The organism is Nocardia sp. NPDC056100 (assembly GCF_042266325.1).
Taxonomy (GTDB): Bacteria; Actinomycetota; Actinomycetes; order Mycobacteriales; family Mycobacteriaceae; genus Nocardia.
Window position 1 is genome coordinate 2,158,743 of the sequence record NZ_JBHJVY010000001.1, and the last position, 11,879, is coordinate 2,170,621.

Annotated in this window: 16 protein-coding genes; 6 read left to right on the forward strand and 10 right to left on the reverse strand. The window is 67.2% G+C overall.

Going from position 1 to position 11,879, the window contains the following annotated elements; genetic code table 11:
• Positions 1-8: 8 nt before the first annotated feature.
• Positions 9-1,400: an ammonium transporter gene (locus ACFC0O_RS10020; protein ID WP_375955395.1), complete on the forward strand. Its 1,392-nt coding sequence runs from the start codon at positions 9-11 to the stop codon at positions 1,398-1,400.
• Here ACFC0O_RS10020 and ACFC0O_RS10025 read toward each other — a convergent pair.
• Positions 1,351-1,893, reverse strand: a complete 543-nt coding sequence (locus ACFC0O_RS10025) for a YaeQ family protein (protein WP_364629334.1) — start codon at positions 1,891-1,893, stop codon at positions 1,351-1,353. The genes ACFC0O_RS10020 and ACFC0O_RS10025 overlap by 50 nt on opposite strands.
• Positions 1,894-1,994: 101 nt before the next feature.
• Here ACFC0O_RS10025 and ACFC0O_RS10030 point away from each other — a divergent pair, with 101 nt between their 5' ends.
• Positions 1,995-2,210: a hypothetical protein gene (locus ACFC0O_RS10030; RefSeq protein ID WP_375955397.1), complete on the forward strand. Its 216-nt coding sequence runs from the start codon at positions 1,995-1,997 to the stop codon at positions 2,208-2,210.
• A 3-nt stretch (positions 2,211-2,213) separates the two neighbouring features.
• On the opposite strand, the gene ACFC0O_RS10035 is transcribed toward ACFC0O_RS10030, so the two are convergent.
• Positions 2,214-3,254: a beta-ketoacyl-ACP synthase III gene (locus tag ACFC0O_RS10035; RefSeq protein ID WP_364629328.1), complete on the reverse strand. Its 1,041-nt coding sequence runs from the start codon at positions 3,252-3,254 to the stop codon at positions 2,214-2,216.
• Between the two features lie 86 nt (positions 3,255-3,340).
• On the opposite strand from ACFC0O_RS10035, the gene ACFC0O_RS10040 reads away from it, so the two are divergent.
• Positions 3,341-3,922, forward strand: coding sequence for a TetR/AcrR family transcriptional regulator (locus ACFC0O_RS10040; protein ID WP_375955399.1), 582 nt, complete (start codon positions 3,341-3,343; stop codon positions 3,920-3,922).
• On the opposite strand, the gene ACFC0O_RS10045 is transcribed toward ACFC0O_RS10040, so the two are convergent.
• Together ACFC0O_RS10045 and ACFC0O_RS10050 are read right to left on the reverse strand one after the other, a co-directional pair.
• On the reverse strand, positions 3,919-4,617 hold the full coding sequence (locus tag ACFC0O_RS10045) for a TetR/AcrR family transcriptional regulator (protein WP_375955401.1): 699 nt from the start codon (positions 4,615-4,617) through the stop codon (positions 3,919-3,921). The genes ACFC0O_RS10040 and ACFC0O_RS10045 overlap by 4 nt on opposite strands.
• A gap of 46 nt (positions 4,618-4,663) precedes the next feature.
• The gene (locus tag ACFC0O_RS10050; protein WP_375955403.1) at positions 4,664-5,095 is read right to left on the reverse strand and encodes a hypothetical protein; all 432 of its coding nucleotides are present in this window, start codon (positions 5,093-5,095) and stop codon (positions 4,664-4,666) included.
• A 394-nt stretch (positions 5,096-5,489) separates the two neighbouring features.
• Between ACFC0O_RS10050 and ACFC0O_RS10055 the strand changes: the two genes are divergently transcribed.
• Positions 5,490-5,840, forward strand: a complete 351-nt coding sequence (locus ACFC0O_RS10055) for a hypothetical protein (RefSeq protein ID WP_375955405.1) — start codon at positions 5,490-5,492, stop codon at positions 5,838-5,840.
• Positions 5,841-6,067: 227 nt separating this feature from the next.
• On the opposite strand, the gene ACFC0O_RS10060 is transcribed toward ACFC0O_RS10055, so the two are convergent.
• The 3 genes from ACFC0O_RS10060 to ACFC0O_RS10070 form a co-directional block, all read right to left on the reverse strand.
• The gene (locus ACFC0O_RS10060) at positions 6,068-6,805 is read right to left on the reverse strand and encodes a GAF and ANTAR domain-containing protein (protein ID WP_375955407.1); all 738 of its coding nucleotides are present in this window, start codon (positions 6,803-6,805) and stop codon (positions 6,068-6,070) included.
• Positions 6,806-6,858: 53 nt separating this feature from the next.
• A complete protein-coding gene (locus ACFC0O_RS10065) occupies positions 6,859-7,638 on the reverse strand; it encodes an ANTAR domain-containing protein (RefSeq protein ID WP_375955408.1) in 780 nt (259 codons plus the stop codon).
• A gap of 153 nt (positions 7,639-7,791) precedes the next feature.
• Positions 7,792-8,286 (reverse strand): hypothetical protein, encoded by a 495-nt coding sequence (locus ACFC0O_RS10070; protein WP_375955410.1) that lies wholly within the window; start codon positions 8,284-8,286, stop codon positions 7,792-7,794.
• Positions 8,287-8,611: 325 nt separating this feature from the next.
• On the opposite strand from ACFC0O_RS10070, the gene ACFC0O_RS10075 reads away from it, so the two are divergent.
• Positions 8,612-9,202 carry a hypothetical protein gene (locus tag ACFC0O_RS10075; RefSeq protein ID WP_364629305.1) on the forward strand — a complete coding sequence of 197 codons (591 nt, stop codon included), beginning with the start codon at positions 8,612-8,614 and terminating at the stop codon, positions 9,200-9,202.
• 31 nt (positions 9,203-9,233) lie between these two features.
• Here the strand turns inward: ACFC0O_RS10075 and ACFC0O_RS10080 are convergent, their stop codons facing one another.
• Both ACFC0O_RS10080 and ACFC0O_RS10085 read right to left on the reverse strand, forming a co-directional pair.
• Complete coding sequence (locus ACFC0O_RS10080; protein WP_375955411.1) at positions 9,234-9,509, reverse strand: hypothetical protein; 276 nt, start codon at positions 9,507-9,509, stop codon at positions 9,234-9,236.
• A gap of 97 nt (positions 9,510-9,606) precedes the next feature.
• Positions 9,607-10,515 carry a LysR family transcriptional regulator gene (locus ACFC0O_RS10085; RefSeq protein WP_375955413.1) on the reverse strand — a complete coding sequence of 303 codons (909 nt, stop codon included), beginning with the start codon at positions 10,513-10,515 and terminating at the stop codon, positions 9,607-9,609.
• 122 nt (positions 10,516-10,637) lie between these two features.
• On the opposite strand from ACFC0O_RS10085, the gene ACFC0O_RS10090 reads away from it, so the two are divergent.
• Positions 10,638-11,180, forward strand: a complete 543-nt coding sequence (locus ACFC0O_RS10090) for an HD domain-containing protein (RefSeq protein ID WP_375955415.1) — start codon at positions 10,638-10,640, stop codon at positions 11,178-11,180.
• Positions 11,181-11,239: 59 nt separating this feature from the next.
• Here ACFC0O_RS10090 and ACFC0O_RS10095 read toward each other — a convergent pair whose 3' ends face one another.
• The gene (locus ACFC0O_RS10095; RefSeq protein ID WP_364629293.1) at positions 11,240-11,854 is read right to left on the reverse strand and encodes a TetR/AcrR family transcriptional regulator; all 615 of its coding nucleotides are present in this window, start codon (positions 11,852-11,854) and stop codon (positions 11,240-11,242) included.
• Positions 11,855-11,879: the final 25 nt, after the last annotated feature.

Below are 11,879 nucleotides of genomic sequence, written 5' to 3' on the forward strand. Positions count from 1 at the left end.
AACTCTCGATGCTTCACGCGAATCCCGTGGAAATAAGAGGTAATAGCGTGAATTCGGGAGATACCGCGTGGGTGCTGGCGAGTGCGGCACTGGTCATGTTGATGACGCCGGGCTTGGCTTTCTTCTACGGCGGCATGGTCGGCGGCAAGAGCGTGCTGAACATGCTCATGATGAATTTCGTCGCCCTGGGTGTGGTGACGACCCTGTGGCTGCTGTACGGATACAGCGAATCATTCGGCTCCGACGCCTATCAGGGCCTGATCGGCGGTATGTCGCAGGTGATGCTGCGTGATACGCACGGCACGCTGTCCGGTCCGGCCGGACATCAGATTCCGACCATGGCGTTCGTGATGTTCCAGCTCATGTTCGCGATTATCACCACCGCGCTCATATCGGGTGCGATCGCGGGCCGCGCGAAGTTCTGGGCCTGGGTGGTGTTCATCGTGGGCTGGACGAGCGTGGTGTATTTCCCGGTGGCGCATTGGGTTTTCAGCGCGAACGGGTTCACCGGCACCGATTCGGCCGGGAATTCCGCCGCTGTCGGCGGCTGGATTGCCAACCGGCTCAAGGCATTCGACTTCGCGGGCGGTACCGCGGTGCATATCAACGCGGGTGCGGCGGCGCTGGCGCTTGTTTTGGTGATCGGTGATCGGCACGGCTGGCCGCGCAGTATTCCGCGCCCGCACAATGTGCCGTTCACCCTGCTCGGCGCGGCGCTGCTGTGGTTCGGCTGGTACGGCTTCAATGCCGGATCCGCTTTGACCGCAGGGGATCTCGCGGCGCTGGCGTTCACCAATACGACCATCGCGACGGGGGTGGCGTCGCTGGCGTGGATCATCGTCGAACAATTGCGCGATGGTAAGCCGACCACCCTGGGCGCGGCCTCGGGCGCGGTGGCCGGATTGGTCGCGATCACCCCGGCCTGCGGATTCGTCGGCCCGACGGGCGCTTTGGCGATCGGGGTGGCAGCGGGCGTGATCTGCGCGCTGGCGGTCGGGCTGAAATTCACCTTCGGCTACGACGATTCGCTCGATGTGGTCGGCGTGCACCTGGTGGGCGGTCTGGTGGGCACCCTGCTGGTGGGTGTGTTCGCCGATGCCACGGTGAATCCGGCGGGCGGTAACGGGCTGCTGTACGGCGGCGGCTGGACCCAGTTGCAACGGCAGCTGATCGCCGCGGGCGCGGTTCTGCTCTATTCGTTCGTGGCCACGTATATCGTCGGCTGGCTCATCCACAAGACCATCGGTTTCCGGGTCGATCACGAGGCCGAGATCACCGGCATCGATGAGGCCGAGCACGCCGAATCCGCTTACGATCTCGGCGTTTCCGCGGTGTCCCCGGCCGGATCGGCTATCCGATCGGCTGTTCCGCCACCGATCCGCGCAGACTGGCGCCATTGATATCCAGGTACAGCACCCGTTCGGTGATCGACAGGGACGCGGTGTTGCGCCGATCCAGCACCGCCACCACGGCATCGATGAATTCGCGGTCGAAACTGTAGAGCGGAATGTCCTCGACCCGGTGAATTCGCTTGCCCGCCAACAGCGCCTGCACCTTCACCGGATCACGATGGGTGTAGATGGCCGCGCGTCCGGCCAGCTTGCTGCCGCGATGCACCCGCTCGGCGTCCGGTGCGCCGATCTCGATCCAGGCGGTGATCTGCCCGGTGAGATCGCGCACCAGCACCGCGGGTTCATCGGTGGCGGACACCCCGCCCTCGCTGAACGCGATCCCCTCCTGATATTCGAGCAGGTACGCCAGCAGGCGCGTCACCATGAACTCGGCCGATTCCGAGGGATGCCGGGCCACCCGCAATTCCAGGTCCTCGTACACCCCGCGATCGATATCGGCGAGCTGAATCGTGAAGGTGTGCATCGTTGCGCTCAGGGCCATAGTTCCAGCAGCTTATCGGCTATCTAACGGCGCTTTCCCCGCCGCGTCCCGGCTGGGAAGCGTGGCACCCGAGACCGTCCCGGCATCGCTACAGTCGAGTAATGCGTTTGGGGGGATCGGGAAATAGGACATCGATCGGAATCAGAGTGGTCGGCGCCGCCATTGCCGCCGTGCTGGTGTCGATCAGTCTGTATTTCTTCGTGGTCAGGTGGGACAGCGACTCCGACCGCACGTCGAGCTATTTCGCGCAGTCGGCCGTCGCCGTATGCCTGGTCACGGTGCTATTGAGCGCGTGGGTCGCCCGGCGCAAGCGATAGCGGTCAGGAGGGGATGGCCGGGAGGGTGATCACCTGACCGGCGTAGGCCAGGCCCGCGCCGAAACCGAGCAGCAGTGCGGTGTCACCGGGCTTGGCCGCGCCGGTGCGCAGCAGCTGTTCCATCGCCATCGGAATGGACGCGGCGCTGGTGTTGCCGGTTTCGGCGATATCGCGGGCGATGGCCACCGAGTCGGGCATATGCAGTGCGCGGGTGAGGGCGTCGGTGATGCGGCTGTTGGCCTGGTGCGGGATGAACGCGTCGAGATCGTCGACGGTGACCCCGGAGCGGTCCAGGGCGTCCCGGCATGCCTTCTCCAAAAACGTGACGGCCCAGCGGAATACGGCGGTGCCGTTCATCCGGATGTACGGGCGTTCGGTGGTGCCGCCGCTGGCCTCGGCAGCCGCGACCTCGGCGAAGTATTGCGCGAAGTCCTTGTCCTGCTTGATGGCCGCGGTCTGGCTGCCGTCCGAACCCCAGGCCACCGGCCCGATGCCCTCGACATCGGACGGTCCCACCACGACCGCGCCCGCGCCGTCGGCGAAGATGAAGGCGCAGGTGCGGTCGGTCGGATCGAGCAGGTCCGACAGCCGTTCGACGCCGATCACCAGCACGTGCCGGGCCTGGCCCGCGCGCACCAGATTGGCGGCATTGGCCAGCGCGTAGCAGAAGCCCGCGCAGCCCGCCGAGACGTCGAAGGCCGCGGTGTCGTGCATACCGAGTTCGGTGGCGACGACCGCGCCGGCGGATGGGCCGAGCACCATCTGCGAGGAGGTCGCCAGGATGACGGCATCGATCTGCTCGGCCGGAATGTTCGCGGCGGCGAGCGCATCGCGGGCGGCGGCGGTGCTCATGGACACGATGGTCTCGTCGGCTTCGGCCCAGTGGCGGGCCTCGATCCCGGAACGGGTGCGAATCCATTCGTCCGAGGAATCGATGCGGTCGACGATTTCCGCGTTCGGGACGATGCGGCGGGGACGGTATACGCCGAGGCCCAGGGTGGTGGCGTGGGTTACCGGCGTTGCGGTGGCGATGTGCGCGGGCATGTCATCCTCTCGAAGTGAACCGATCGGTTCACAGGGATAGGTTTAACATGGACCGATCGGTTCAAGCAAGGTTTGGAGGACTTTCCATGACGGCGGGACCGCGCGCACGGTTGATCGCGAGCACCATCGCCACGGTGCAGGAGCACGGAGTGCACGCGGCGGGGCTGAGTGAGCTGCTCAAGCGCAGTAACGCCTCCCGCAATTCGCTGTATCAGCACTTCCCGTCCGGTAAGGGCGAACTGGTGGAGGCGGCGGCGCGAATCGTGTCCAGGGTGGTGTACCAGCATGTGAGCCGGATGGCCGACGCCCTGCCCGGCGCACCCTCCGCCGAACGCTGGCTGGACGATCTGCTCGCCTTCTGGCGAACGGGACTGGAGAACAGCGACTATCGCGCGGGCTCGTTCATGATGGCCGCCGCCCTGGACGAACTCGACCTCTCGGTGCAGGCCACCGCCGGACAGGCGTTCACCGAATGGACCGCGCGGCTCGCGGACGGCCTGGTCGCCGCGGGCCTGGACCGCGGCACCGCGAATTCGCTATCGGGACTGCTGCTCTCGGTCATCGAGGGCGCGATCGTGCAGAGCCGGGCGCTCAAATCCAGCCATCCGTTCGACGACGCCCGCGATCAGCTCGCGGTACTGCTGCGCCACCACCTACCGGAGCGCTAGCGAATCCCGTTGCCCAGCACGGTGAGCCAGCGCAGCACCGGCGGACGCAGATCCGCCAGGCTCGCGGGTGTCCCGGCCTCCAGCCCGAGCAGCGAGCGCGTGCCGTGCAAACGATCGAGGAGTAGACCCTCGAGCAGGCTGACCAGATCCCGCGCGGCTTGCTCCGGGCCGAACAGCTGACCCGACTCCGGCACGGCCCGTTTCCGGCTCGGCGGGACCTGCTTCGAATCCGCCGCGGCGAGCGCCTCGAACAGCCCGGTGGCCGCGGGCACCGAGAAGAGGCAGCCCGCCAGCGCCTCGCGCAGCTCCGCATCCCCCGCCGCATCGGCGGCCAGGGCATAGCGCGCGAGCGCGTCCGGCCGGCGCGGCCCCAGCAGCAGATCGAGCTGTCCCGCCATGAGATCCGCGGCCGATTCCACCGTGGGCACGCTCGCATCCGCGTCGCCCAGCGCGGCCTGGAACGCCCGCCGTGACGTCGTGGCGAGGTGAATCACCGCCGCCCGCAACAATTCCTGCCGGGTCCGGTAGTAATACGAGGTCGACCCGCGCGCGATTGCGAGCCGATCGTCGATCGCGTGATGGGTGACGGCCCGATTCCCGCCCTGGGCCGCGAGTTCGAGGGCGGCACCGCAGATCGCCCCGCGCCGGGCCGATCGATCGGCAGACCCTCCCGCAGCGCCGACGTTTCGCCCCATTCGCGTTCCTTCCGCCGATCCACTCGCCTCCATATTTATAGAGGATTCAGCGCGCGGGGCGACCCGGGGTGGTGCGCCAGCGTTGCGGATCGAGCATGCCCAGGCCGCCTGCGGCGGGGAGCCATTCGCCGGGAACCCAGGCATTGCCCGCCCACTGCATGCGATTGACCCAGCTGGCCTGCGGAACCGCGACGATCCTGCCGAGAAACTGGTCGAGTTCCAGTGCGCAGGAGGAGGCGACGAGGTAGTGCGTTCCGGCGATCGAGCCGGGGGCCGGGACGCGTTCGCAGACCTGCCCGGCGGCGAGCGCGAGGTCCGCGGCCACCACCACGCCGATGGGCAGCAGACCGACCTGTCCGGCGTCGACGTGCACCGCGACCACGGTCCACTGCCGGAAGGCAGCGCCGGGATCGTCCTCGACGGGAGCCGGGAACGAGCCGAATCTCTCACGGCCACCGCTATTTCCGGTGCTGTTCATCGCGCCCCCCGGGCGGATTCGCGCGTTGGTACCGAACCTTTCCGACCTTAGCGCGGCCCGGTGTCCGAAAAGATAAAACGCGTTGCCACACAAGTAAACTCACCGCGAGCCGGAAACCGGGCCAGCCGATGTCCGGTGCGGCCTCGTCTGCATCCGCATCGATATCGGCTGCCGCATCGCGACGCGCGTGTGCCATCGATCTTGCCGTCGCGGCGATTACGGCCTGCTCGGCCCCGATGCCCACCATGCCCTCACCTCCCCCGCCGTGGCAGAGTGGTGCAACCCTGTACGAGGTCCACGGCATGGCGACGGACGGGCGTAGTATTGGGGACATTCTCGCGCCGAGTTCCGCAGCGTCGCTCGGGATTTCGTGCGATCGACCCAGGAGAACGAAATGTCGGACCCTGGATTGTCAGCATCGGGCGCACCGCAGGCGCCCACCGGTACACGGTCGACGTCGCAATCACCGTTGATCACCGCCATTTTCGCCGATTCCAGTGAGCGACTGGTGCGGCAACTGTTCGACGTCGAGGTCGAGTTGTACGAACTGCGGGATGTCCTGCACCGCAGAGAATCGAGTCCGGCCCAGGTCCGCGCCGCCGGGATCGCGGTTTCGGAGGTCATCGAGGAACTGGATCTGCTGATTCACGATGCGAGCCGGGTCATGCTCGCGGTCGCCGGGGATCGGTTCGTCATGACCGAATTGCACATTGATCACGGGAGATCGCGTAGACGCCTGCGCTGAAACGGGATTCGAGTCCGTCGCGCTGTTCGTGCAGGGGAACATACGACTGTACTTACGGAAATGCATTGTGGTGCTCCATATTCGCGTCGGCGGACAACCACTGTCCCTGCCGTGCGCAAATCGACCACCGGGGTCCGGAGCACTCGACGTGCGGTATGGATTCTACCGCAGGCCGCATCGCGAGTTAACCGCAATGAATCCTCGGCGCGAATCCGCGTACAGCGGAATCACTTGTGAATACCGTGCGCGAGAACGGTTTCGAGATCGACGGTGCGATCCACCAGCCCGCGCGCCAGATCGGCCAGGCGCAGATTGTGGTCGCGGGCGTATTTGCGCATCGACCCGAACGCGGTGTCCATATCGAGGTCGGCGCGCTCGGCGAGCATGCCCTTGGCCTGTTCGATGACCACCCGGCTGTTCAACGCGATGCTGAGTTGATCGTTCACCGTCAGCGAGTCGGCGAGAATGCGGGCGTGCACGATGCCGATGGTGGCGAAATCGGCCAGCGCCTGCCCGATCCGCACATCGTCGGGGCCGAGCGAGCCCGCGCGGGTGGTGAAGAGGTTCAGCGCTCCGATCCGATCGTTGCGCAGGCGCAGCGGCAGGGCGCAGACACCGCGGAAGCCCTCCATGGCCGCCCGTTCGGCGAAGGCGGGCCAACGCTGTGCGCCGCGTTCGAGGTCCTCGACCAGCACCTGTTCGCCGGTGCGATACGCCTGTAAGCAGGGTCCCGCGGCGGATTCGACCTGAAGCAACTCCAGCAGCCGGGTCTCCTCGGAGGTGGAGGCGAATACCTGGAGATCACCGTGACTGTCGGCCAGCAGCAGTCCGGCGGCGTCGGCGGGCAGCAGATCGATGCTGGTGTCGACCAGTTCCTGGGTCAACTCCACCGGGTCGTAATCGATTACCAGGGTATCCACCATCCGTACCAGCGCGGCGGTCACCGCACCGTCTCGAGCTGCCATCCTCGGCTCACCTCTTCTCTCGTCAATCCTAGGGCGGGTTCCTGCGGGCGGGTTCAGCGCTCGGGAACGGGTTCCGGGTCGGGGTCGGGATCCGGGCGGAAGCGCAGTCGGCGGGCAACCACATCGGCGGCGGTATCACCGAGCGTGGCGCCGGTGGCGAAGGCATGTCCGACCAATCTCGCATAGGCCACCGCAGCCGTCGAATCCAATTGCACCGCAACCATTCCGGTGGCCTGATGGATTTCGCGGGCGGAGGCCGACTGTTCCCACCAGGGACCGAGCGCGAGCCCGTTGAGTTCACGGCCGCCATTGCGCTCCGGCGGGGTGAGTGCGGCCAGCAGCACCGTGGTGATGACATCGGCGATCCGCACGGCATCGTTATACGCCTCGACATCGCCGAGCAGCGCGTCCGCGCCGATGAGATCGAGGTAGCCGACCCGGATCGCGCCCAGGCGCAGCGGCACCGAGCAGATCGCCGCCAAGGTCTGCGGCAGTCGATCCCACTGGGCCAGCAGCGGCCAGCGGCCCCCGGCCACCGCGCCGCCGAAATCGGGTACGCGCACCGGTATGCCCGCCAGATTCGATTCCGGTCCGGGCCCCTCGCCGACCACGGCCTGGGCATCAGCCAGCCGTGCGGCGGCGGCACCGGACGCGCCGAGCACCTCCCACCGGTTCTCCGGCATGGCGAGGGTGAGCGCGGCTTCGCTCACCGGCAGTACCCGAACGCTGGCTCTGCACAGGCGATCTCCGTGCACCGGGGCCGATTCGGCGTCCGCGCCGAGTTCGCGCAGCACGGCAAGGAATCGGGCGACCGCGGAACGATCGGGGCTCATCGGGTTCCGCCGGAACAACACGGCCGGTCGAACACCATGGTTCGCTCCCGTCCGTGTTCGGCCTGCCGGATCACGGCTGCTGAACCGTGGTGTATTCGCGCCACTTTATGCGATATGACGGAAACCACCGGGAGCCTGGGCGCGCTGCGCTGTTCACAATCCGGCGCTGCGGCGCTGTGCGGGTCGCCAGCGTTCGGGGTCGAGTATGCGCAGTCCGCCTTCGGCCGGAACCCATTCGGTGCCCGCCCAGGCGTTCTCATCCCAGTTCAGGCGGTTCACCCAGGTGAGTTGCGGCACGGTGACCACGCGTCCGGCGCGCATATCCACTTCCAGGGTGCACGGCGATGCGACCAGGTAGCGCGCGCCGGGTACCCCGCCCGGCGCGGGCAATCGATCGCACACCTGTCCGGCGGCGAGTTCCAGGTCCGCGGCCATGACCATGCCGATGGGCAGCAGTCCGACTCGGTCGGCTTCGACTATTACCGCGACCACCGTCCATTGCCGGAAATCGTCGTCACCGGCGATGGCGTCGGAATTCGGGCGCGGTATGACAGTGGGGTGGGTCACCCGGGCGCTCGGGGAAACATGATCGAATTCGGCGCCACCGTCGAATCCCATACCGGCGCTGATGTTCTCGGTGCCGTCCATCACGCCCCCTTCGGGCAGGTTCGAACGAGCTGTCGAAACCGCCGGGGTCTGGAGCGGCACAGTCCGGAGCCACCAAAGCCGCTGGATAGCCACGGGTCGGGACGGACCGAACCAAATCCATTCTATCGTTGTAGTATGTGCGACGAAGTAAAACTCGTTGCCGCGCAAGTAAACTCACCCCACACCGGTCGGTATGCATCGGGTAAATCGCAGACCGATCTCTCGGCCCCCTCGAATCGCGTGCCGGAATTCGCACCGACCGATGGGCCGCGATACGGGAGGCCATTGGCTTGTTCGGCAACCGACGCGATAACTTGGACAGGTGATGAAGGATTCCGTAGCCACCACGGCAGGAGCATGGCGGGCAGGTGACGGCACCGCGGTACCGTTCCGTGAGGCGACAGTGGCTTGGGCGCTGGCAGCGCACGCCGAATTGGCCGAAACCGCAACCGGGTACGGACATTTCGTCACAGTGAACGAACTCGCCGAGCGGGTGCAGGAAGTCTCCGGCGTGCACACCAAGGCCCCGACACGCACCTGGATGGACGCCATCCTGCGCAAGGTGGCCCGGCGCTGCCACAGTGCGGGCGAACCGCCGCTGCCGGCGCTGTGCGTGCGACAGAACCACACCGTGGGTGATGCTTACAAATACGTACTCGAATTGGCGGGGCTGCCGATTCCGGTCGATCTGGAATTGCACGCGGCCTATGCCCGCTGGCAGTGCTACCAGTTCTACGGCGCCGCGATTCCCGCCGACGGCGGTGTGCCCCCGCTCACCCCGAAGGTGGCCGCCAAGCGCAGCATGACCATCAGCACACCCCAGGCCGAGGTCAAGCCGGAGCCGGTGCGCGAGGCGCTGTGCCAGGAGTGTTTCATCCAGTTGCCCGCGAACGGCGTCTGTTACTTCTGCGCGTAACGCTCTATCGATTGCCGCGTGTGCGGCGAAATCACTGTGCGGGTTCGGGATTCGGATCGCCGTCGGGCAGCGGATCCGGCATCTCCTCCAGCGCGGCGATCTGCAGATGAATGAAGGCGGCGATCCGATGCCGGGCCGCCGCCGGTAGTCGGGCGATATCGGCCGCGGCCAGCGGATTGGCGCCCAGCGGCGGCTGCGGTGGCGGCTCCCCCTCCGGATCGGTGGGAACCACCTCGAGATGAGGACGCTGCGCGGACCCCGGAGTGTCTGGCTCGTCCGGGTCGGCGGCGACGGCTGATCGCACCATGTCGTGACCATAACCCGTTGGCGACCGGCGCGTGAGGCGTTGGCGCACTTGAGCCTTCGCTATGCAAACCGTACGGGCGCGCGGTAAGTGAGCGGTGTTACGCCGGGCGACCAGCGATGCTGTAGAGGTCTCGGGCCGGGCCGGTGAGGCGCTGGCCCCGGGGCCACACCGCGCGCAGCTCCCGATTCAGATCCAGACCGGTCACCTCGGGCGACACCAGTAATCCCTCGGCGAGTTCGCCGGCCACGGCGAGCGAACTCAGCACCGCCGGGCCGATACCGTCGGCGACCGCGGTTTTGATGGCGGTGGTCGAGGACAGTTCCAGCGCGACCTCGAGCCGCCAGTCCGGGATAACGCGAGTCATGGCTCGCTCGAAGGAGATTCGGGTGCCGGATCCGGATTCCCGGTAGATGAGCGCGGTATCGGCGAGCTCCCGAGCGGTGATGTCCCGCCCGCGCGCCCAGCGATGACCGGGCGCGACCACCACCACCAGCCGATCCCGGGCCACCAGATGCGTCTCCAGCTCCCCCGGCACCGCCGGGCTCTCCACGAAGCCGATGCCCGCGCGGCCGTCCAGCACCGCCCGCGCCACCTCCGCCGAATTCCCGGACTCCAGCGCGAGTGACATATCCGGCATACGAGTTCGCAAGGCGGTCAACCACTTCGGGAACAGGTACTCGGCGATGGTCTGGCTCGCCGCCACCCGCAATCGCGAATCCCGCTGCTCCCGCAGTGAATCGATGCCGGCGTCGAGCCGCTGCGCCGCCTCCACCACATCGCGCGCCCACTCCGCGATCAACGCCCCCGCCGCCGTGGCCCGCGATCCCAGCGTCGTCCGCTCCAGCACCGGCACCCCGACCAGCTGCTCCAGATACCGGATCCGCGAACTCGCCGACGGCTGACTGATCCCGTGCGCCTTCGCCGCCCTACCCAGACTCCCCAGTTCGATCACCGACAGCAGCAGATCCAGCGCGGCGAGATCGGGCACCCTGGGTGACAGCGTCATAGGACAACCCTATGCCCAACCGCAACCCCGCAGCGACCCGCCACCATCTTCGCCGTCGTGCCGAGCAGGGCCGATACGACGGCTTCACCCGTCGTTCACGATGCTGGGCCACAGTGACCAGGGTGACGAATATCGCGACGGTGGATGACCTGATGACGCTGCTGGCCGACTGCGAGGACGCCTGGGATATGCCCGATCGCAGCGGCGATCCGGTGGACATCCTCGATCATGACCGGCAGTGCGCGGAGATCCTGCGGCAGCAGCACCCCGATGACGAGGAACTCCAGGTGGCCGGGCTCGTGCACGATATCGGCCACGTACTGTTCCCCGGCGACGACGCGGGCCACGGTGTGCACGGCGCGAACGCGGTGCGTGAACTGCTCGGTGACCGGGTGGCCCGGCTGGTCGAATTGCACGTCACCGCCAAGCGCTACCTCGCCGCAACCGATGCGGCGCACACCTCGGCGCTCTCACCGTCGAGTCAGCGCACCCTGATCGCACAGGGCGGCCCGATGACTCCGGCCGAGATCACCGCCTTCGAAGCCGACCCGGACTTCGAAGCCGCGCTCACCCTGCGCCGAGCCGATGACGCGGGCAAGGTCATCGGCCTCACCGTGCACCCCCTCGATTGGTGGCGGCCGGTCATCGCCCGCGTCGCCGCCTGACACCTCGGCAGCATTCGCCCCGGCCGATCCTGATGTGCCCTCGCCGCGGCAGACGCGAATCAGGTTGCGGCGGTTAGCCAATCGCCGAGCATGGTGGCGGTTTCCTCGATGATGCGGTCCGGGTCGAGGCCGGGTGGAGGTTGCAGGGCCATGCGGAGGCTGGCGGCGAGGCCCGCGTTGACCATGACGAAGGCTCGGGTGTCGAGTTCGGCGTCGGGGCGGGGGCCCAATTGCTGGAGTAGGTAGGCGCGGGTGAGCAGGAGCAGGCGGCGTTCGAGGCCGCCGAAGCCGATGCCCGCGACGGTGGCGTCGGCGGCCAAGGCGCGCACCAGATCTCGGCGGTCGGCGACGGCGTGCATGATGACGCGCAGGCTGGAACCCACCGATTCGCGCAGCGGCAGGCCGATGCTGCCGAGGACCGCCTCGGTGAAACGCTCCTCCAAATCGGTGAGCAGCCGGGTGCGGAGCACATCGATGATGGCGGCTTTATCGTCGAAATAGCGGTAGAGCGAGCCGATGCTGATGTGCGCGTGCGCGGCGATCCGATTGGTGGAGATCTCGGCCATGCCGTGCTCGGCGAAAAGTTGAGCTGCCGAGTCCAGAATCCGCTCGCGGGTCTCCCGGGCGCGGTCCTGACTCGGCTTCCGGCGCTGTACAGCGGGGTTGTCAGGCATTCGCCGACCCGGTGCGCAAAAGTGA